Source organism: uncultured Porticoccus sp. (genome assembly GCF_963975625.1).
GTDB lineage: Bacteria > Pseudomonadota > Gammaproteobacteria > Pseudomonadales > Porticoccaceae > Porticoccus.
This window is the reverse complement of record NZ_CAXBHS010000002.1, coordinates 195454-216736: the sequence shown is the minus strand read 5'-3', so window position 1 is coordinate 216736 and position 21283 is coordinate 195454. Positions and strand designations below refer to the sequence as shown.

20 protein-coding genes are annotated in these 21283 nt (G+C 50.4%); 8 read left to right on the top strand and 12 right to left on the bottom strand.

Going from position 1 to position 21283, the window contains the following annotated elements:
- Positions 1 to 13 precede the first annotated feature (13 nt).
- Positions 14 to 988 (top strand): HTH-type transcriptional regulator CysB, encoded by a 975-nt coding sequence (cysB, locus tag AACZ64_RS03670; protein ID WP_293614334.1) that lies wholly within the window; start codon positions 14 to 16, stop codon positions 986 to 988.
- Between the two features lie 69 nt (positions 989 to 1057).
- Here cysB and AACZ64_RS03665 read toward each other — a convergent pair whose 3' ends face one another.
- Positions 1058 to 1393 (bottom strand): hypothetical protein, encoded by a 336-nt coding sequence (locus AACZ64_RS03665; RefSeq protein ID WP_293614335.1) that lies wholly within the window; start codon positions 1391 to 1393, stop codon positions 1058 to 1060.
- Positions 1394 to 1407: 14 nt separating this feature from the next.
- Entirely contained in the window at positions 1408 to 2139 is a 732-nt protein-coding gene (locus AACZ64_RS03660) for a phosphoadenylyl-sulfate reductase (RefSeq protein ID WP_293614336.1), read from the bottom strand.
- Positions 2140 to 2389: 250 nt separating this feature from the next.
- Between AACZ64_RS03660 and thrH the strand changes: the two genes are divergently transcribed.
- Positions 2390 to 3007: a bifunctional phosphoserine phosphatase/homoserine phosphotransferase ThrH gene (gene thrH, locus AACZ64_RS03655; RefSeq protein WP_293614337.1), complete on the top strand. Its 618-nt coding sequence runs from the start codon at positions 2390 to 2392 to the stop codon at positions 3005 to 3007.
- Between the two features lie 5 nt (positions 3008 to 3012).
- Here thrH and pabB read toward each other — a convergent pair whose 3' ends face one another.
- Positions 3013 to 4401, bottom strand: a complete 1389-nt coding sequence (gene pabB, locus AACZ64_RS03650) for an aminodeoxychorismate synthase component I (protein ID WP_293614338.1) — start codon at positions 4399 to 4401, stop codon at positions 3013 to 3015.
- A 313-nt stretch (positions 4402 to 4714) separates the two neighbouring features.
- Between pabB and rraA the strand changes: the two genes are divergently transcribed.
- Complete coding sequence (gene rraA, locus AACZ64_RS03645; RefSeq protein WP_293614387.1) at positions 4715 to 5203, top strand: ribonuclease E activity regulator RraA; 489 nt, start codon at positions 4715 to 4717, stop codon at positions 5201 to 5203.
- A gap of 93 nt (positions 5204 to 5296) precedes the next feature.
- The gene (locus AACZ64_RS03640) at positions 5297 to 5848 is read left to right on the top strand and encodes a cytochrome b (RefSeq protein ID WP_293614339.1); all 552 of its coding nucleotides are present in this window, start codon (positions 5297 to 5299) and stop codon (positions 5846 to 5848) included.
- Positions 5849 to 6293: 445 nt separating this feature from the next.
- Here the strand turns inward: AACZ64_RS03640 and AACZ64_RS03635 are convergent, their stop codons facing one another.
- Positions 6294 to 7886 (bottom strand): isocitrate lyase, encoded by a 1593-nt coding sequence (locus AACZ64_RS03635; RefSeq protein WP_293614340.1) that lies wholly within the window; start codon positions 7884 to 7886, stop codon positions 6294 to 6296.
- Positions 7887 to 7995: 109 nt separating this feature from the next.
- Here AACZ64_RS03635 and AACZ64_RS03630 point away from each other — a divergent pair, with 109 nt between their 5' ends.
- Both AACZ64_RS03630 and AACZ64_RS03625 read left to right on the top strand, forming a co-directional pair.
- Positions 7996 to 8934: a LysR family transcriptional regulator gene (locus tag AACZ64_RS03630; protein WP_293614341.1), complete on the top strand. Its 939-nt coding sequence runs from the start codon at positions 7996 to 7998 to the stop codon at positions 8932 to 8934.
- A gap of 120 nt (positions 8935 to 9054) precedes the next feature.
- Entirely contained in the window at positions 9055 to 11220 is a 2166-nt protein-coding gene (locus tag AACZ64_RS03625; RefSeq protein WP_293614342.1) for a malate synthase G, read from the top strand.
- A 74-nt stretch (positions 11221 to 11294) separates the two neighbouring features.
- Here AACZ64_RS03625 and AACZ64_RS03620 read toward each other — a convergent pair whose 3' ends face one another.
- Complete coding sequence (locus tag AACZ64_RS03620) at positions 11295 to 12266, bottom strand: GNAT family N-acetyltransferase (RefSeq protein WP_293614343.1); 972 nt, start codon at positions 12264 to 12266, stop codon at positions 11295 to 11297.
- 138 nt (positions 12267 to 12404) lie between these two features.
- Here AACZ64_RS03620 and ggt point away from each other — a divergent pair, with 138 nt between their 5' ends.
- The gene (ggt, locus tag AACZ64_RS03615) at positions 12405 to 14096 is read left to right on the top strand and encodes a gamma-glutamyltransferase (RefSeq protein WP_293614388.1); all 1692 of its coding nucleotides are present in this window, start codon (positions 12405 to 12407) and stop codon (positions 14094 to 14096) included.
- A gap of 34 nt (positions 14097 to 14130) precedes the next feature.
- Here the strand turns inward: ggt and AACZ64_RS03610 are convergent, their stop codons facing one another.
- The 6 genes from AACZ64_RS03610 to AACZ64_RS03585 all read right to left on the bottom strand — a co-directional run bounded on the left by AACZ64_RS03610 (position 14131) and on the right by AACZ64_RS03585 (position 19363).
- Positions 14131 to 15069 (bottom strand): cupin domain-containing protein, encoded by a 939-nt coding sequence (locus AACZ64_RS03610; RefSeq protein WP_293614344.1) that lies wholly within the window; start codon positions 15067 to 15069, stop codon positions 14131 to 14133.
- 67 nt (positions 15070 to 15136) lie between these two features.
- Positions 15137 to 16504 (bottom strand): adenylosuccinate lyase, encoded by a 1368-nt coding sequence (purB, locus tag AACZ64_RS03605; protein WP_293614345.1) that lies wholly within the window; start codon positions 16502 to 16504, stop codon positions 15137 to 15139.
- 82 nt (positions 16505 to 16586) lie between these two features.
- The gene (hflD, locus tag AACZ64_RS03600; protein WP_293614346.1) at positions 16587 to 17219 is read right to left on the bottom strand and encodes a high frequency lysogenization protein HflD; all 633 of its coding nucleotides are present in this window, start codon (positions 17217 to 17219) and stop codon (positions 16587 to 16589) included.
- A complete protein-coding gene (gene mnmA / locus AACZ64_RS03595) occupies positions 17210 to 18319 on the bottom strand; it encodes a tRNA 2-thiouridine(34) synthase MnmA (RefSeq protein ID WP_293614347.1) in 1110 nt (369 codons plus the stop codon). The genes hflD and mnmA overlap by 10 nt, the downstream gene beginning before the upstream one ends.
- 13 nt (positions 18320 to 18332) lie before the next feature.
- On the bottom strand, positions 18333 to 18779 hold the full coding sequence (locus AACZ64_RS03590) for an NUDIX hydrolase (RefSeq protein WP_293614348.1): 447 nt from the start codon (positions 18777 to 18779) through the stop codon (positions 18333 to 18335).
- Entirely contained in the window at positions 18773 to 19363 is a 591-nt protein-coding gene (locus tag AACZ64_RS03585) for a pseudouridine synthase (RefSeq protein WP_293614349.1), read from the bottom strand. The genes AACZ64_RS03590 and AACZ64_RS03585 overlap by 7 nt, the downstream gene beginning before the upstream one ends.
- Before the next feature lie 183 nt (positions 19364 to 19546).
- Between AACZ64_RS03585 and icd the strand changes: the two genes are divergently transcribed.
- Positions 19547 to 20800 carry an NADP-dependent isocitrate dehydrogenase gene (gene icd / locus AACZ64_RS03580; RefSeq protein ID WP_293614350.1) on the top strand — a complete coding sequence of 418 codons (1254 nt, stop codon included), beginning with the start codon at positions 19547 to 19549 and terminating at the stop codon, positions 20798 to 20800.
- Between the two features lie 64 nt (positions 20801 to 20864).
- Here icd and AACZ64_RS03575 read toward each other — a convergent pair whose 3' ends face one another.
- The gene (locus tag AACZ64_RS03575) at positions 20865 to 21134 is read right to left on the bottom strand and encodes a cold-shock protein (protein WP_293614351.1); all 270 of its coding nucleotides are present in this window, start codon (positions 21132 to 21134) and stop codon (positions 20865 to 20867) included.
- Between the last annotated feature and the right edge of the window lie 149 nt (positions 21135 to 21283).

Genomic DNA, 21283 nt, shown 5'->3' with positions numbered 1-21283 from the left:
TCCGAGTGAATGCATGAAATTACAACAGCTTCGATATATCTGGGCGGTGGCGCACCATGAGTTGAATGTTTCTGCCACGGCCCAAAGTCTTTACACTTCACAGCCGGGTATCAGTAAGCAGATACGCCTGCTCGAAGACGAACTGGGTGTGGAAATCTTTTCGCGCAGCGGCAAACATCTCACGCGTGTTACCCCGGCGGGCGATGAGATTCTGCGTGTAGCTGGCGATATTTTGCGGAAAGTCGATAGCATCAAGCAATTGGCTCAGGAGCATAATGACCCCAGGCGCGGCAGCCTGACTATCGCGACAACCCATACTCAGGCACGTTATGCACTACCGCCGGTTATTGAAGCCTTTATTGATAAATATCCCGAGGTTTCATTACATATGCATCAGGGTACACCGATGCAGATCTCTGAACAGGCTGTAGATGGCTCAGTGGATTTCGCCATTGCCACTGAGGCACTGGAGTTATTTCACGATTTGCTGATGATGCCTTGTTACCGATGGAATCGTTGTATTCTGGTGCCCAGGGACCATCCGCTGGTTCAAGTATCAAAATTGACGCTGGAGGAGGTGTCGACTTATCCTTTGGTCACCTACGTGTTTGGTTTTACCGGGCGTTCCCGCCTTGATGAGGCCTTCAATGACCGGGGACTCATTCCAAAGGTGGTATTCACCGCTACAGACTCTGATGTGATCAAGACTTATGTGCGCTTGGGTCTGGGTATTGGCATTGTTGCCCACATGGCCTACGACCCGGTTAAGGACAGTGATCTGGTGGCATTGGATGCCTCTCATCTGTTCAAGCCCAGTATCACCAGTATCGGGTTTCGGCGAGGTACGTATTTGCGGGGATATATGTATGATTTTATCGAGTTGTTCGCCCCTCATCTAACTCGGGACAGAATAACTGAGGCCTGTGCCATTCATGCGAAGGACGATCTGGAAAAATTTTTCAGTGCGGTAGAGTTACCGGAGCTTTAGTCCATTTGGTTTGCCGTTAACCCGACATCCGGGGCTGAACAAGATTGAACCAAAGAATGGCTTTGAACCTTATAGAAAGTCGAGATCGGGGTTGTCGTTAAGAATTTCCTTAAGCTCGTCCTCTTCGCGGGTTTTCTGGTTAAGCACCTCTTTGACAAACTTGAAATAGACGGTGTAAATCTCCGGTTGTTGGCCTTCCCGCTCAACCACAAAAAAAGGTGCCTGCTCCACATTGTAATGTTTCGCCAACAACATTCCCGGTGAGCTGGGGTCCCGCTCATCCGCCAGCAAAACCTCATCTATTAGAGACATCTGGTCAGCAGCTTCCATTTTTTGTTGCACGTCTTCGCACTTTCTGCAGAGACTGCCGTCCAGCTTGATCTTTTTGACGAGTGTGATTTTCATGTGTCTTTCCCGGTTTATTTTTGCGTATTGACGGCATGCAGACCGCATTCCTTCATCGTGGCTTCTTCCCACCACCAGCGGCCTTCGCGCTCATGTTGGCCTGGGCCGGTGGCACGTGTACAGGGTTCACAGCCGATACTGATATAGCCCCGGTCATGTAATTCGTTATAGGGCACGTTATTGGAACGAATATATTCCCAAACCTGGTTTGATGACCAGTTGGCTAGCGGATTGAATTTGGTCAGGGTGCCATCGGGGCGGGCAAAGGCCTTGTCGTCCTGAATCACAGGGATAGCTGTGCGGGTACCAGGGCTCTGGTCGCGACGCTGACCGGTTACCCACGCGTCTACAGTCAGCAATTTACGGCGCAGGGGGCCAATCTTACGGATACTGCAGCACTCTTTGTGGCCGTCGCGGTAAAAACTGAAAAGTCCTTTCTCCCGCACCATATTATTAACGGCGTAGGCATCGGGAAAAACCACATCGATTTGGATACCGTAATGCTCCCGGACCTTTTCGATAAAGCGATAGGTTTCGGCATGCAGGCGACCCGTATCTAGGGAAAAGACCTGTACTTTCTCCGGGTTGATCCTGTGCGCCATATCAATCAGTACAACATCCTCTGCACCACTGAATGAGATGGCAATATTGTCAAATTGATCAAGTGCGTAGGCAATAATCTCCTGTGGAGACTGATTGGATAATTCCCGATCGAGATCAAGAGTGTTCAGAAGGTTTGCAGTCATGGGAGTTACTCAATATTCTCAATAAGTTAGAGGGGTTGTCCTCAAAGTCGCGCATCATATCAAAGCCGCCACTAAAGCAAAAATAATCAGAAACTATAACCTTCATCGATATGGCTATTAAAAATCTGTAAAAAGGCTATTTACCTGCCTGTGGAGCTATCAAAAGCCTCGCAACTTTATTGCGCAATATCCCTGAAATCGTTAGAGTGGCGCGGTCTTATTTTGGTCTCGCACGATTAAGGGTGACATTGTGGAAATCGCTTGTTTGGATCTTGAAGGCGTACTGATTCCTGAAATATGGATTGCCTTTGCCGAGAAAACCGGTATTGATGCGCTCAAGCGTACTACCCGGGATGAACCGGATTACGATGTGCTGATGCGTTACCGTCTGGATATTCTGGACCGACACGGTCTGGGGCTTAAGGAGATTCAGGAGGTGATAGCCACGCTATCGCCTCTTGAAGGAGCGCGAGAGTTTGTTGACTGGCTGCGGGAACGCTTCCAGGTGGTCATTCTCTCCGATACTTTTTATGAGTTCGCACAGCCCCTGATGCGTCAGTTGGGATTTCCCGCGTTGCTATGTCACAAACTGGAAACAGACCAGGACGGTCGCGTGGTTAATTACCACTTGCGGCAGGCCAACCCAAAGCGCCAGGCGATTGTCGGCTTTAAAAGCATGTACTACCGGACTATTGCTGCCGGCGACTCCTATAACGATACGACCATGCTGGCAGAGGCCGATGCCGGTATCCTGTTTCATGCACCTCAGAATGTTATTGATCAATTCCCGCAATTTCCGGCTGTCCATACATTTGAGGCGCTCAAACAGGAATTCATCAAGGCCAGTGTCCGGGAGCTTAGCTTGTAGGGCGCCTATCCGGTGGGGCTATCCGGCTGGATAAGCACTCGGATTTTGTCCAGAATTTCCTGGAATTCACTTTCGGCATTTGAGTCGGCCACGATGCCGCCACCTCCCCAACAGTGCAGTCTGTCACCATCGGCCAGGATCGTGCGGATGGCGATGTTGGTATCCATTCGCCCTGTGCTGCTGATATAGCCAATGCTGCCGCAATACACCGAGCGGCGACAGGTTTCCAGTGTTTCAATGATTTCCATAGCGCGTTTTTTCGGTGCGCCAGTGATAGAGCCTCCGGGGAAACAACCTCGTAACAGTGACAGTGGTGATTCACCGTCACGGAGTTTTCCGGTCACCGTGCTGACCAAGTGATGTACGTTGGCAAAGCTTTCAAGCGCAAAGAGCTTTGGTACCCGAATCGAGCCTGGCTGACAGGTTTTCCCGAGATCATTGCGCAGCAAATCGACAATCATCAGGTTTTCAGCCCGATTTTTGGTGCTGTTCATCAACTCGATAGCATTTTGTTGATCCTCCTCCACCGTTCTGCCCCGTCTGGTAGTACCCTTGATAGGCTTGGTTTCCACCTGTCCGGCAGAGAGCTTCAAAAACCGCTCGGGGGAAAAGCTCAGTACCGCCTGATTGCGCTTTCCGAACTGATAATAGCAACTGTAGGGTGAGGGCAATATCCGTCGTAGTACTCTGTATAGGTGCCAGCTATCACCTTGGTATTTCGCTGAAAAATGCCGGGCGAGATTGACCTGATAGCAATCACCCTCACTAATATACTCCTTGATTTGGCTGACAGCATTCAGGTAAGCATCTCTGCTCATTGAGGGCTCAAACGGATTTGTCCCTTCGCCATCACTTCCTGTGAGGCTTTCTCCATTGTCGGCCTGCTTCAGTCGCTTCGAGACCGTTTCACGAAGATCCGCCGGGCAATCGTTGCGAAAAATCAGCCAGGCTTTTCTCGACGAGTGATTGAGTACAAGGGCCCAGTTATAAAGCCCCAACCGGAGATCCGGCAGTGAGTCCACTTTGCCCAGCAGGTTCGGCAGCACTTCGATACGGTGGCCAAGGTCGTAACCAAAATAGCCGGCCAACCCCCCCAAAAAAGGATAATGGCTCAAGCTGTGATCGGCTGGTCCGAGGGTGTCGAGGAGTTGCTGTGCCAGCGCGAAGGGGTCTTCAGAGGATTCATAGATGGTCTGAGGGGTTATGATTCGTGTGATCTTGTCCACTGTCTCGAGAACAGTGGTCGGTTGCGCTGAAATAATATCAAACCGACCAGAGAGGCTGCGAGGCTTGCCACTGTCCATCCAGATGGGATCATCGAGATCCCGTATTGCTGCAAAGAGCGCTTCGGCATCGGGACGGTAGGGAAAGTCGGTGATATCCACGTTAGGCATGGTCGGTAGTCTACGGTAGAAGCGAGGATGTTTCAGACTAATTCAGCGTTGTTATTGTCTTTTTCAGCACTTTATTATGGCCTCATCTTGGGACTGTGCAGCAAGTGCGGCATTTCTGTGATTGCTCCAGGTCTCTGATCATGGCAATCTCAGCCCCTGTAAGCGTTCACTGGCCAGACGACACTTTGCCGACCATATCAGGTTGGCCCCGGGGTTGTTTGCGTGCACGCAGAGAGCCTCTATTGCTGGCGTTGCCTTGATCAATTCGGGTTGCCGGGAATGAGTGTTGGATAAACAACAGGCTGGAGTCATGATGTTTTTTGCAACCCCTGATCTTTGTGATGATTACCCCGAGCTGGTGCAGGTAATGGAGCCAATGATGGCCAATTATGGTGGGAGGGATACGTTTGGCGGTGAAATTGTTACTGTCAAATGCCATGAGGATAATTCGCTGGTGAAAGAGAGTGCCGGTAAGCCCGGTCATGGAAAGGTGCTCGTGGTGGATGGTGGTGGTTCACTGCGGCGTGCGCTGCTGGGCGATATGATTGCCGAAAATGCGGTCAGGAATGGATGGGAAGGGTTGATTATTTACGGTTGTGTCCGCGATGTTGATGCGTTGGCAAAGCTGGATCTGGGTGTGCAGGCACTGGCCGCGATCCCTTTGAAAACCGACAAGCGTGGGATTGGTGATCTGAATGTGTCGGTGACATTTGGCGGTATTACCTTCCATCCCGGAGAGTATGTGTACGCCGATAACAATGGCGTCATCGTATCGCCCAGCCCATTGGTAGGGGAGGGGTGAATGGATTCTGCGTGGCTTGATGCATATCAAATATCAATTGGCGCGGCAGGTTAAACTTTAAACGCGCAAAATAGTTTTTTGTCAGGAGTTATTGTGGATTGGCGTAATACCAGCGAACGCTATGGTTTGATGTCAGTGGCTTTCCACTGGCTGATGTTGTTGTTACTGATTGCGGTCTACAGCTGTATTGAATTGCGTGAACTCTACCCAAAGGGTAGTGACCCCCGTGAAGCCTTCAAAACCTGGCATTTTATGCTCGGGCTGACTGTTTTTATATTGGTCTGGATTCGGTTGGTTGCCCAACTTTTACAAGTGAGGCCGGAGATTCTGCCAGCGCCACCTCGCTGGCAGGTGATGGCGGGAAGATCGATGCATGCCATTTTATACCTTTTTATGATTGCCATGCCGCTGATGGGTTGGCTGGTGCTCAGCGCCAGTGGTAAGCCTGTGCCTTTTTTCGGGACGACTTTTCCGGCATTGATGCCGGAAAACGAAACGCTGGCCAAAGCCATTAAAGAGGTTCATGAGACGGTTGGCAGCGCAGGGTATTTTTTGATAGGGCTTCACGCCCTGGCAGGGTTGTTCCATCATTATATTTTGCGCGATAACACCTTGCTTCGAATAATTCCAAAAAGGTTTAAGTAACTACTTTAATAGGTTGTTTTTATTGATTTTCTGTAGCAATTACAGTTGTTGTAAATAGCAGCCCCGACCCTCGTATGAGCTGCCGGTAAATCACAAGTGAAATTCTATTTTCATCACTCATTGATTGTAGCGATGGGCAGGAAGCGCTTGATCATTCACCAACTCATTTATGTTATTTCGGGAGAGCTGAGTGCTCTGATGTCCCAGAGCGGACCGTAGTGATTAGCTCAAATGAACTCCGGCAAGTGTCGATGGCACTCATTCAGGGAATACAGCATTGAGACATGCCATCATTTCAGAACCTCTCAATAAGGAATGTCGAGCCCTTGCGGACTGGTTATATGGCCTGATGCCGAAATAGCAGCACATTGAGCAAGGCAAAAAAAAGGAGCTGCGAAGCAGCTCCCAAACTTTTACTCTTAGGGGAATGGGTGATGAATGAACCTTAGAACTGGTTCATCGTGTTGTCTTTACCGCCGGCCTTGAGAGCGGCTTCACCAGCAAAATATTCTTTGTGGTTATCGCCGATATCGGAACCAGCCATATTCTGGTGTTTTACGCAGGCAATGCCCTGACGGATTTCCTGACGTTGGACGCCTTTCACATAAGCCAGCATGCCCTGATCTGCAAAGTAGCCTTTTGCCAGATTGTCGGTGGACAGGGCAGCCGTGTGGTAAGTAGGCAGGGTGATCAGGTGGTGGAAGATACCCGCTTCGCGAGCCGCGTCCGCCTGGAAGGTACGGATCTTCTCGTCAGCCAGCTTCGCCAGCTCTGTTTCATCGTAGTCTACGCTCATCAGTTTTTCGCGATCATATGCAGAAACATCTTTGCCTTCTGTCTGCATGGCATCAAAGACCTGCTGGCGGAAGTTCAACGTCCAGTTGAAGGAGGGGCTGTTGTTGTAGACCAGTTTGGCATTGGGCACTGCTTCGCGAATTCGGTTAACCATTTCAGCGATCTGACCAACGTGGGGTTTTTCGGTTTCGATCCACAGCAGATCGGCGCCATTTTGCAGGCTGGTGATACAGTCCAGAACGACGCGGTCAATACCGGTGTCCTTGCGGAACTGGAACAGACCTGAGGCCAGACGTTTTGGTTTGAGTAGCTTGCCATTGGCCTTGATTACTACATCACCGTTCTGGATGTCTTCTGCACTCTGAACGTAATCACCATCGAGGAAGCTGTTGTACTGGTCACCCAAATCGCCGGGTTCGTTGGTCACAGCAATCTGCTTGGTCAGGCCAGCGCCGAGGGAGTCGGTACGTGCAACGATAACACCGTCGTCGACACCCAGTTCCAGGAACGCGTAGCGAACGGCATTGATTTTGGCTAGGAAGTCAGAGTGAGGGACAGTTACTTTGCCGTCCTGGTGACCGCATTGCTTTTCGTCCGATACCTGGTTCTCAATCTGGATACAGCAAGCGCCCGCTTCGATCATCTTCTTCGCTAACAGGTAGGTCGCTTCGGGGTTGCCAAAGCCGGCATCAATATCGGCGACGATCGGTACCACGTGAGTCTCGAAATTTTCGATCTGGTTTAACAGGTCGGCCTCTTTTGCTTTATCCCCGGCTTCGCGGGCAGCATCCAGGTCCACGAACAGCTGATCCAGTTCGCGGGCATCGGCCTGGCGTAGAAAGGTATAAAGCTCTTCGATCAGCGAGGAAACAGAGGTTTTTTCGTGCATTGACTGATCGGGCAGTGGACCGAACTCAGAACGCAGTGCGGCAACCATCCAGCCTGACAGGTACAGGTAGCGTTTCTTGGTGGTTTTGAGGTGTTTTTTGATGGCAATCAGTTTTTGTTGACCGATAAAGCCATGCCAGCAACCCAGGGATTGGGTGTATTGAGAGCTGTCGGCATCATAAGCCGCCATATCATCACGCATGATTTTGGCAGTATAACGGGCAATATCCAGACCAGTGCGGAAACGGTTCTGAATACGCATGCGGGCTGCTGACTCAGGGTTGATGGCGCTCCAGGTGCTGTTGGCATTGCGCACTTTGGCTACAGCATCAATCTCTTTGGTGTAGTTTGACATGGTGTGTCCTTCCAGTTTGGATAGAGAAAAGGAAAATTTGTGGATACGGATTCTAGCCATCGACCTAAAATTTAGCTAATCTATAGTTATTATTTTCGGTATTTTTAAAATGAATATAAGAAACGTCGATTTGAATCTGCTGGTGTATCTGGATGTGCTACTGAAAGAGCGCAATGTTACCAGAGCTGCAGAGAATATGGGTATCAGCCAGCCGGCCATGAGTAATGGTCTGAGGCGACTTCGGGATTTATTCAATGATCCACTGCTGGTGAGAACCAGCGATGGCATGACCCCCACTGAGCGGGCCGAACAGCTACAGCCCATAGTCCGGGAAGTTCTGGCGTCGGTTGAAAAGGCGGTCGTTCCCCGCCGTGAATTCAATGCGGCTGAGGCCGACCGGGTTTTCAGGATTTCTGTCAGCGATTATACCGAGTCAACTTTGTTGCCGCATTTGATGCGGCGTTTGCGCTCTGAAGCTCCCAATATAACACTCGATGTGTTGACCCCCAGCGATATCAGTTATCAGGATGTCGAGCAGGGCAGTATTGACCTGGTGATCAACCGTTTTGACGTGTTGCCGCAGTCATTTCATCAGATGACCATTTGGCGAGATACGTTTTCCTGTGTGGCGAGTATTCACAATCCGATTATTCACGATTTCACACTGGACAACTATCTGGAGAGTGGTCACGTCTGGGTCAGTAAAACAGGAATGGGGGTTGGTGTGGGTATGGAGCCCGGGGCGGAACAACGACTTGGCTGGGTTGATGAGGCCTTGACGAGGATTGGCAAGAAACGCCGTATTCGCGTGTTTACCCGTCATTATCAGGCCGCCATGAGGCTGGCTGAGTTGCATGACCTGGTAGTGACGCTGCCCACTAAGGCCGCCTCTCTGCTGGTGGGCAATCCGCATGTTACGATTCTAAAGCCACCCTTTGAGATTCCTGAGATTGAGCTGAAAATGGCTTGGAGTCCGCTGTTGCAGCACAATCCTGCTCATCAGTGGATACGGCGAACCATTGCAGACGTGGCAAAAACACTAGATTGATAACGGCTAACATCATTCGCTGAGTAAATAGCGAAAATAATACCCATAAAATTGCTAAATCCCCACTGGGTTCCCTACAATTCTCGCTCGTCTTCCCTATCGTAACCACAGGGCTCAATCATGACTGAACGTATTCAAGTGAGTAGACTTCAGGTGTCTCAAGCCATTCACGACCTCGTCAAACACGAGATTATTCCCGGCACCGGAATTGACCTGGAGGCTTTCTGGCAGTCATTCAGCGCAATTATCGATGAATTTGCGCCAAAAAATCGTCAACTGCTGAAAAAGCGTGATCAGCTACAGGCACAAATTGATGCCTGGCATCAGCAACATAACGGTCGGGTTCACAACCCTCGCGAGTACAAGGCCTTCCTGACAGAAATTGATTACCTGGTTCCAGAGGGTGAAGATTTCTCGATCACGACGGAGAATGTTGACCCCGAAATCGCCCAACAGGCAGGTCCGCAACTGGTTGTACCCGTGATGAATGCCCGCTTTGCCCTGAATGCGGCCAATGCTCGTTGGGGTAGCCTATACGATGGGCTCTATGGTACCGATGTCCTTCCGGAAACCGGTGGTGCCGAGAAGACGGCGGAATACAACCCGGTTCGAGGTGCCCTGGTTATCGCCTACGCCCGTAAACTTCTTGACGACACAACCCCTCTCGCTGGTCGCTCTCACAAGGAGGCCACTCAATACCGTGTTATTGATGGCCAGTTACAGGTTGTGCTTGATGACGGTGCTCAAGTTGGATTATCCGATCCAGGGAGATTTGTAGGGTATCGGGGAGAAGCTGAAAGTCCCGATGCAATTCTATTAAAAAACAATAATATACACATGGAAGTTCAAGTTGATCGAAGCAGTCAAATTGGCTCTTCTGACGCGGCAGGCGTCAAGGACATCCTGATGGAAGCAGCCTTGACCACTATCATGGACTGTGAAGACTCCGTGGCCGCTGTCGATGCCGAAGATAAGGCACTGGTTTACCGCAACTGGCTTGGTCTGATGAAAGGTGACCTTGAGGAAACCCTCAACAAGGCTGGCAAGACCATTGTGCGTCGCATGAACTCCGATCGGGAATATACCACGCCTGCCGGGGATACGCTGGTGTTACCGGGTCGCAGCCTGCTGTTTGTCCGCAATGTGGGTCACCTGATGACCAACCCTGCAATTCTCGACGCTGAGTGTAATGAAATTCCGGAAGGAATAATGGACGCCATGATCACCAGTCTGATCGCTATCCATGACCTGAAAGGCAACAGCGCAGTCCGCAACAGTAAAACCGGCAGTGTTTATATCGTAAAGCCGAAAATGCACGGTCCGGAAGAGGTGGCATTTACCAACGACCTGTTTATTGCGGTAGAAGATGCCCTTGCTTTGCCCAGAAATACCCTGAAAGTGGGCATTATGGATGAGGAGCGCCGTACCTCTGTAAACCTGAAAGAGTGTATTCGTGCCGCCAGTGAGCGTGTGGTTTTTATTAATACAGGTTTCCTAGATCGCACAGGCGACGAAATCCATACCAGTATGGAAGCGGGTCCATTCGCGCCAAAGGGCCAGCTGAAAACCCTGAAGTGGATCACTGCTTACGAAGACCAGAACGTGGATGTGGGGCTGGCTTGTGGATTGAAAGGACGTGCCCAGATAGGCAAGGGCATGTGGCCGATTCCAGACCAGATGGCCGATATGATGGTGGCCAAGATAGGCCACCCAAAAGCAGGTGCCAATACTGCCTGGGTACCCTCACCCACTGCGGCAACATTGCACGCGATTCACTATCACCAGGTAGACGTTTTTGCCCTGCAAAATGAACTGGCGAATCGGGTTCCCGCCAGTGTGGATGATATTTTGACCATCCCACTGCTGGATGGTGAACTGACCGCAGAGGACATTCAGAAAGAACTGGACAACAATGCTCAAGGCATTCTTGGTTATGTGGTTCGGTGGGTGGAGCAGGGCATTGGTTGCTCCAAGGTACCTGATATCAATAATGTTGGTCTTATGGAAGACCGCGCGACTTTGCGTATTTCTAGCCAGCACATAGCCAACTGGTTGCGCCATGGGATTTGTGGCGAAGAGCAGGTGATGGAAACCATGAAGCGCATGGCTAAAATTGTCGATGCCCAAAATGCTGACGATCCGGATTACCGTCCCATGGCGTCAAACTTTGATACCAGTGTGGCGTTTGCTGCGGCATGTGATCTGGTGTTCAAGGGCTGTGCTCAGCCCAGTGGTTATACTGAACCTCTGTTGCATGCCTATCGGCAGAAGGCGAAGTTACAGTAATCGTCGATATTGCCCGAGAAAAATGCCGTTCCCTGGAACGGCGTTTTTTTGTCGTCGGTTTAAGAGTAGTGCCCTTAGATGTGCAGGCGCCGTAACTCCGGGTCCACTTCTCCCTGCTCCCAATGGTTATCAAATTCCTCCACAAGCTCAATTGCTTCCAGTGGAGCATATGACACGGCATAACCGATAAACCGTTCAGGTTCTTGTTTGTAGAGTATGCCGCTCTTGTCGATCAATAAAAATTCACGGTGCAGACAGGGTTCCAGTGAATTGAATTTTCGCATCTGGATGCGGCTGGGCAGGCGGTGACAGAGTTCCTTGAGCTGGTTGGTTTGGTGTCTGATCTGATAAAGATCCCTGACCAGTATGTTCACCCTGGCCAGCGGGTGGCTGGTGGCAAATGTGTAAATTGCATCGCAAAACTCAGTATTGCTGTAGATAGCCGCTTCCAGTCGCTCTGAAAAAATACGAACCTCCCGATGGGCCAGCTGTACCAGTGAAACAGCCTGATCACGGAATTGATCCAGTCCTTCAACGGAAATTCGCTGGCGATCTTCTTCGGCAATTTCTTTCAGAACCGGTTTTGGTGTGTGATCTGTGTATTGGTGCAGGTCCAGTACCATTTTTCTGTGTGGGATACCTGCATCGAGAAAATTTTCGCCCTGTGCAGTAAAACCGAAGCCCTCGTAAAAAGGTAATGCCGTGATTTGTGCATTCAGCGTCAGCTCCTGGTGCCCCTCACGGACGGCATATTTGATCATTTTGCGCATCAGAGCCGATCCGACACCCAACTGCCGATAGCCCTTTAATACAGCCATCCTGCCAATCTGGCCATCTGGCAGCATTCTGGCTGTCGCCATAGGAATCTCGTCAGGTCCATACGCGAGCCAATGCATGGCCACTGGATCGTGTTCATCAATCTCTTCTTCAATGGGTACATGTTGTTCATCGACGAACATCTGATGGCGTATCGCCTTGAGCTGCACACTTGAGTTTTGCCAGCTGGTTTGTTCAACCTCAATAGGAAAAAAATCAATGGTTTCCACAGAGCACCCCCCTCTTTTTGCTTATCTTAGCTGTGGGATGGCCATATAAACAGTGGTGGATGTTACGCTAAGAGCAGTACTGGAAGACAACAGGGAATGAATGTGGGTGCTTTAATCTTAAGGTTGATACTAGTGGGGATGTTATTGCCGGCGATGCTTTATGCCGACGAGGCACCGGTAATTTTTGAATACGACGACCGTCTTCATCCGGTTTATTCTGATGGCGGTATGGTTGTATCCCAGGAGTATCTGGCCAGTCAGGTGGGTGCCGATATTTTGAGGCGGGGGGGCAATGCGGTGGATGCAGCTGTCGCCACTGGTTTTGCGCTGGCTGTTACGCTCCCTCAGGCCGGCAATCTGGGCGGCGGCGGGTTCATGATGGTATATCTGGCCGAGAAAGATAAAACACTGGCTATCGACTACCGTGAAATGGCTCCGGCTGCCGCCCGACAGGATCAATTTCTTGACCGCAATGGGGAAGTTGATAAATCACTCTCCCGATTCAGCCATCAGGCTGCCGGTGTCCCCGGGACAGTGGCCGGTCTGGTTCACGCCCTTGAACGTTACGGCACGATGAGTCTGTCAAAAGTCATGGCGCCGGCCATTGCTCTGGCCAGAAAGGGCTTTGTTGTGAACCATGAACTGGCTGCTTCACTCAATAAGGCTGCACCCCGGTTACAGTCCCATCCGGCATCTTCCAGCTATTTTTTTCGCTCAGATGGTAAGCCGCTAAAGGTTGGCAGCCTATGGCGCCAGGCTGACCTGGCGACCACGCTGGAGCTTATTGCCACCAGAGGTACCGATGGATTCTATCGCGGTCCGGTTGCCAAACTGATTACCGATGAAATGGCGAGGGGCAATGGGCTTATTACAGCCCGTGATCTGGTTAAATATCGGGTTGTTGAGCGCCGGCCTGTATCTGGGATCTATCGTGGTTATCGAATTGATTCCATGCCACCGCCATCCTCCGGCGGTGTTCATCTCATCCAGATGCTCAATATACTGGAGGGCTGGGATTTGGTGTCCCATGGTCACAACAGTGCCGCTTACCTGCATCGCCTGATAGAGTCCATGCGGCGCGCTTATGCTGACCGCAGCAGACACCTTGGTGACCCGGACTATTACCCGGTTCCGGTAGACCGTCTCATTGATAAGCAGTATGCAGCACAGTTGCGCAAGGATATTGATCTGAGCAGGGCCAGTCGGTCGGAGGACGTCCAGCCGCACCTGGCTGTGCCTGAAGAAAGTCCCCAAACAACCCATTTTGTCGTATGGGACGAGCAGGGCAATGTAGTGAGCAATACCTATACACTGAATTTTTCATACGGCAGTGGTATTGCTGTGACGGGCGGCGGTTTTCTGCTCAATAATGAAATGGATGATTTCTCGGCAAAGGCCGGGGTGCCCAATGCCTACGGGCTGACCGGTGAAGAAGCCAATGCTATCGGTCCGGGAAAACGGCCGCTGTCTTCAATGACACCTACGATAGTATTCCGGGACGGAAAACCGATTATGGCAACGGGCAGCCCGGGGGGCAGTACCATTATTACGGTGGTGTTGCAGCATATTCTTAATCACCTCGATTTTGATATGAATATTGCCGAAGCTGCTGCGGTACCCCGTATTCATCATCAATGGCTGCCTGACCAGGTTGTGTTTGAGCGAGGTATTAGCCCCGATACTATCCGAATACTTGAGAAAATGGGGCATGAAACATCTCCTCACACCCGTGTGCTGGGCAAAGTTCAGGCTATTGCTGAAAAGAGTGGTCGTCGTTCAGGTGTGACCGATACCCGTTGGCCCGGAGGCGGCGTTGCTATCGATAAGTAATGCAGGTGACTGTCAGCAAGCCAAAGGTGATGCACTATTTATCGACCTGTTCTCCGTTTAAATAATGTCTGCCATCAATCGTGGCGCGTCGATCAACGTCCGCTTCATCGACCAATTCCGGGTACTTCGGTGCGGTCATGTAGCGGGCAAACCAGTCCCCCAGCAATGTTTTATCTTCCGCCATTTCCCTGAGCATGGCTTGCACTTGCTCAATGAAGGCAGGATCAATCGTTTCAGTTGCCATGCAAGGCCTAAGAGGTGGGTCCCGGTAGTAGCAGCTATTTCCCTGGGACATCAGTTCTGTGGTGAGGTCGTCTAGCATATCTGTGAGCGATGGTGACCTGAAACCGATCGAGTAGGTGAGACAATCATTTTCTGCGACCCCCCAATGGGAAATCCCCGGCGGCAGATAAAGCATGTCGCCCGGCTGAAGGACCCATTCATCCACTGCATCAAAGGTCTGCAGAATTCGGAGTGGTGTGCCGGTTATAAGCGATGATTGCTGATCGCAGAACTGACCAACCTGCCACCGACGCTGTCCCTGACCCTGTAGCAGAAACACATCATAATAGTCGAAGTGAGGGCCGACGCTACCACCGAGCGGGGCATAACTGACCATGATGTCATCGACTCGCCAGGGCGGTAGAAAATTGAAGTAGGGCAGCAACGCCTTGACTTCCGGTACCCACAGATCCGCGCCCTGGACCAAAAGACTCCAGCAGCTTTCGGGGAGTTGGGCAAAAATACTCTCCTCAAAAGGCCCATGCTGAACATCCCAAGGGCCGGACTCACCTTTTTCAAAGACAATGCGCGATTCCACCTCATCTTCCAGAGACAGGCCTGCCAGTTCATCGGGTGTTAGCGGCGACTCAAAATTGGGGAAGGCATTCCGGATCAGCAGCGGTTTTTTCTGCCAGTATTCAGCGAGAAACTCCTCAGTCGACAAGTTTCCAAGAATCGATTGAATGGTCATGGCTGTCCTCGCTGAAACCTGGTGGTACTCATCAAAAGTTGGGCTGTCTGAAAAAACTGGACAAAAACTAGATCGCTTTCGCCTGAGTGGGGGCGTTGCCAATGTAATTGGAGGGTGTCAAAGCGAGCAGTTCAGTTTTGGCTATTTCAGGGATATCCAGTGTGTCGACAAATGCCTGAATGGATTCCCGCGTGATCGCCTGCCCGCGTGTCAGGGCTTTCAGTTTTTCGTAGGGTTCTGGAATATTGTAACGTCGCATTACGGTTTGTACCGGTTCGGCAAGAACCTCCCATGCACTCTCGAGATCAGCCTCTAATCGCAACTGGTTCAGTTCCAGTTTACCAATACCTTTTAATGTCGACTGGTAGGCAATCAGACTGTAGCCGAAACCCACACCCATATTGCGGAGTACGGTGGAATCGGTGAGATCCCTTTGCCAGCGGGAAATCGGCAGCTTTTGCGCCAGGTGGGTAAAGATGGCGTTGGCAATGCCCAGATTGCCCTCGGCATTCTCGAAATCTATCGGGTTTACCTTATGTGGCATGGTGGAAGAACCGACTTCTCCGGCAATGGTTTTCTGTTTGAAGTAGCCGAGAGAAATATAGCCCCAGATATCGCGATTGAAGTCGATCAGGATAGTATTGAGCCGGGCTATGGCATCGAACAGTTCTGCAATATAGTCGTGTGGTTCAATTTGAGTGGTATAGGGATTCCACTCCAGGCCCAGGCCTGTAATGAACATTTCTGCATTGTTTGCCCAGTCCACGGTTGGGTAAGCGGACAGGTGCGCGTTGTAATTGCCAACGGCACCGTTAATTTTTGCCATCAACGATACCTGCCGAATCTGCGTGAGTTGTCGCGTTATCCGGTAGACAACATTGGCGATCTCCTTGCCAATCGTAGTTGGGGAGGCAGTCTGTCCATGGGTGCGAGCCAGCATGGGGACATCGGCATAACGGTGGGCTAATTCGCTCAGTTGATGCACAATCTGGCCAACCTGTGGCAGCAGGATTTGATCGCGACCTTCTTTCAACATCAGCGCATGGGCGATGTTGTTGATATCCTCGGACGTACAGGCAAAGTGGACAAATTCTGATACCGCCAGTAACTCCGGATTTACAGCGATAGATTCCTTGATAAAGTATTCAACCGCTTTTACATCATGGTTGGTGGTTCGCTCTATCTCTTTGATTCTTTTAGCATTCTGCTCATCAAAATTTTCCACCAACTGATTCAGTACGTCGTTGGCACTATCTGAAAATGGCGGAATTTCCTTCAGGTCCGGATGGGAAGCCAGCTGTTGTAACCAGCGAACCTCCACGGTCACACGGTATTTGATTAAACCAAATTCACTGAATGCCACCTGCAGTGGCTCAGTTTTGCTGCTGTAGCGACCATCAATAGGGGAGATGGCAGTAAGTTCGGAAAGGTTCATGAGATTATCTTGTGTCCGGATCAGGAAATCCGCAAATTTTACCCGATATGGTTGGGGTTTTCAGGGAAAGTTACTGCGCGCTTTAAAGTTGGGTGTGCAGGGTATGAAGTTGACTGAGGAGTTGTTTGCGACTGAATATCAAGTGATAGCGTTTGCCGCCCAGTTGATGCCACAGAATGGCTGCTCTGATGCCGGCAAAAAGCAGGCAGCGTATGCGTTGAGCAATAGAGTCCTGTTGCAGGTATCCCGCATAACCATTTACCTGAATGCGGTAGCGAAATGTACTGATACTGTCCTGATAGATCTGCGCCAGGTTTGCAATGACGTTGGTATGGCTAACTGAAGAGAAGTGCGTTGCCTGGCGATCAGCCTGTTCCAGCCGCTCTCCGATCATGTTGATCATGGTTTTATTGTTCAACAGTTTTCTGGATAGGTGGATGACGCCCACTGCGTAACGTAGCGTGTCGGACTGCTTGGCGGTCGTCTGTAATGTCAGTAGCTCCTGCAGGGTTTCCATGCCCAGCTGAAGGTTATCCACTGAACCGAATACCTGTTCGGTGCTTTCCGGGTTTTGCTGAAACAGGCTCTCGATACAGACTTGAAAACGATCTGCGGGGATTGCCCCGGTTTTTGCCAAGGTTTCGACGAGCTGGCAAGCCTGAAATACGCCACTGAGTGCAATAATCTGATCTTTTGTAGGTTTCTTTAGCAGCATAACGACTCAGTCGAGTTCCATGTGTGATTGATTACCCCACCACCCAGGCAAATCTCTCCATCGTAAAACACGACGGATTGTCCGGGAGTAACGGCCCGTTGTCGCTCATCAAACAGGACCTGATAGCCATCGTCATTCTTCGTGACAGTACACCCCTGATCAGCTTGTCGGTAACGAACTTTGGCTTTGCATCGGAATTCATTGTGAGCGGGTAGTCCGTTGATCCAATGGACCTCAGTAGTGCTCAAACTGTCGCTGTACAAAAGCGGGTGTTCCGCCCCCTGGGCCACAATAAGTATGTTTCTGGGAAGGTCTTTGCCCACCACGTACCAGGGGTCATCTGTGGCACCTCGAAGACCGCCAATGCCCAACCCCTGACGCTGCCCCAGTGTATGGTACATCAAGCCCTGATGGATACCGATAACAATGCCCTCCGGATCTTCGATATCGCCGGGTTGTGCCGGTATGTACTGTTCGAGAAAATCCTTGAAACGACGTTCGCCGATAAAACAGATGCCGGTGGAGTCCCGTTTCTTTGCTGTAGCAAGACCATATTGTTCCGCAAGAGCCCGCACAGCCGGCTTTTCAAGTTCACCGAGGGGAAACAGCGATTGACAAAAAGCGGCTTCATCAACAGCGTGCAGGAAATAGCTCTGATCTTTGTTGTTGTCCAGCCCTTTTAGTAGAAAGGTTTGCCCATTGCTGTCAAGACGCCTTGCGTAGTGGCCGGTGGCGATAGCCTCGGCGCCAAGAATGAGGGCGTAGTCAAGAAATGTCTTGAACTTGATTTCGCGGTTACATAGGACATCGGGATTTGGTGTGCGACCGGCTTTGTACTCGGCCAGAAAGTACTCAAAAACGTTGTCCCAGTATTCTGCAGCGAAATTGGCAGTATGAAGATGGATGCCCAGTGAATCTGCAACGGCTTGGGCGTCATTGAGATCCTGGCGGGCAGTACAGTAATCGGTGCCATCATCCTCATCCCAGTTCTTCATGAACAGACCTTCCACATCAAACCCCTGCTTTTGCAATAACAAAGCAGTGACAGAGGAGTCTACGCCGCCGGACATGCCGACAATGACTTTTTTGGGTAGGTTCATAGGGGAGCGGATTTTACCGGTGAGTTTTCAGTAAATCCAATGAATAGAAGATGCCTCTTCGGTAATCTTCGATTGCTTCGAGAACCATGGGGCTTCGCAGTTGTTGTCGTTTTTGTAGTATTTCTTCATAAGTCAGCCACATCGCTTCCTCAATATCCGGATCGATAACCCGTAGTGGATCTGATCGATCAGCGTCTGCCGCAAAAGCGAGACGGTAGTAAGTTATGTCGTTTGCGGGTGCCCGAAAGGTAGTAAAGCTGATGATAGCGGTGGGTACAACATGCCAGGTAGTTTCTTCCAAGGCCTCTCTGATGGCGGCTTCCATGGGTGTCTCTCCGGATTCAACATGTCCTGCGGGCTGGTTGTATAGCTCGATTCCATTGCGAATTTCCCTGACCATGAGAAAACGGCGCTTATGTTCAACAACGACAGCCACTGTCAGATGAATTTGATTCACCATTTTGACCTCTTTGGGCGAAACCGGTGGTGCTTTGTGTCAGATATATGAATGGTTTCCCAGCGATATTGCTCAGGTAGCAGGTTCCCGAGTGTCCAGCTCCCAATGGCAACCCTGATCAGTCTCAGTGTGGGAAAGCCGGTTGCCGCAGTCATCCTGCGTACCTGTCTGTTTTTACCTTCCGAAATTTGCAGTTCTATCCAACTGGTAGGCTGGTTCTGTCGTTGCCTTATGGGCGGATTTCGCGTCCAGAGCCGGGGTGGCTTGATCAGCTTGGCTGAGGCAGGCTGAGTGATGCCGTCCCTCAGCTTCACGCCCCGTATCAGTTGAGCTAATGCCGGTTGCGTTATTTCACCCTCGACCTGAGCCCAGTAGGTCTTTTTCAGTTTGTGTCTCGGGTTGCTGATGATTGCTTGTAATTTCCCATCATCTGTTAACAGGAGCAGACCTTCCGAGTCATGGTCCAACCGTCCAGCAGCATAAACGTTTGGTTGCTTCAGGTAATGCCCCAGGCCCGGGTGCCCGTCACAATCAGAGAACTGGCTCAAGACGCCATAGGGTTTATTGAAGAGCAGGAGATTGGCCATGGATTGGGTGCATGTTTTTTGGGACTAAAATGCCCTGAAGCTATGTAAATCAACTACAAGAGCACATGTGTTTGTGATAACATCTTATGCGTTTCTAAAGTTATACAACAATAAAACCAAGAATTATTTGTTTCAAACCCGACAATAACGCACTAGTAACCTACCCAACATATGGAGCCAACAATGGGATATCAGCACATCCAGATACCAACTGATGGTGAAAAAATTACAGTCAATTCCGATTATTCTCTCAATGTTCCCAGCAACCCCATTATTCCGTTCATCGAAGGTGACGGTATCGGTGTAGATATCTCGCCAGTGATGATCAAGGTTGTCGATGCTGCCGTTGAAAAAGCCTACGCAGGGAGCAAGAAAATTTCCTGGATGGAAGTTTATTGCGGCGAGAAAGCTGCAGAAATTTATGATGGCGACTGGTTTCCCGCCGAGACGCTGGATGCCATCAGAGAGTTTAGTGTTTCAATCAAAGGGCCATTGACAACGCCGGTGGGTGGAGGCTTTCGCTCATTGAACGTGGCTCTGCGCCAGGAGCTCGACTTGTATGTCTGTCAGCGCCCGGTTCGCTGGTTCCAGGGTGTTCCTTCACCGGTCAAAAAACCAGGTGAAGTGGACATGTGTATCTTCCGTGAAAACTCGGAAGATATTTATGCTGGTATTGAGTGGCGTGCAGGCACTGATGAAGCCAAAAAAGTCATTAATTTCCTCCGCAATGAAATGGGCGTGACCAAAATCCGCTTTCCGGAAAATTGTGGTATCGGTGTTAAACCTGTTTCAGAGCAGGGCACCAAGCGCCTGGTCAGTAAAGCCATTCAATATGCGATCGATCAGGATAAATCCTCTGTCACCCTGGTTCACAAGGGTAATATCATGAAATTCACCGAAGGTGCCTTTTGTGATTGGGGCCTTGAAGTGGCCAGAGATGAATTTGGTGCGAAACCTCTGGATGGCGGGCCCTGGCAGGTCATGAAGAACCCGAACACTGGTAAGGAAATTGTTATCAAGGAAGTGATTGCAGATGCGATGTTGCAACAGGTTCTTTTGCGTCCGGCTGAATATGATGTCATTGCCACACTTAATTTGAATGGTGACTATCTATCCGACGCGCTTGCTGCTCAGGTGGGCGGTATCGGTATAGCCCCGGGGGCCAACCTCTCTGATAATATTGCGATTTTTGAGGCTACCCATGGTACTGCACCCAAATACGCTGGCCAGGATAAGGTTAACCCCGGCTCACTGATTCTCTCTGCCGAAATGATGCTTCGGCACATGGGCTGGAATGAAGCCGCTGATTTGATAATCAAAGGGATCGAGGGTGCGATTTCCGAGAAAAAGGTCACATACGACTTTGAGCGTCTCATGGATGGCGCCACCTTGTTGTCGTCATCCCAATTTGGCGATGCGCTGATTGCCAGAATGTAAGCTTTGTTATTAAAAACCCCCGTCTCAGGAATGAGACGGGGGTTTTTTTATGACCGGGGAGGCACTAATTATTTCCATTTTCGATGTATTCACCGGATTCAGGTTCTGTCGGGGTAACCTCTGTGTCGTTGATCAAAGGCATAATATTGGAAGCATGCAGGCCTTTTTGGCCCTCGGCGAGATCAAATGACACTTCTTGGCCGGCTTTTAGGGTTTTATAGCCTTCCATGTTGATAGCTGAGTAGTGGGCAAAGACATCACTCACGCCATCTGACGACAGAATAAACCCGTAGCCTTTAGCATTGTTAAACCACTTGACTGTTCCTGACGGCATACTCAACCTCTCATCGGGTTTTCTATTATAAGCGTGGCTGTTTTACAGCCGTAGGTTATAACCCTGTCAATTCAATAGTATTTTTAGTGTTTATTTTTTGCTCAAGGGCGTTTTCTATAATGAAAAACTAATCAAGTCAAGTCTTCCAT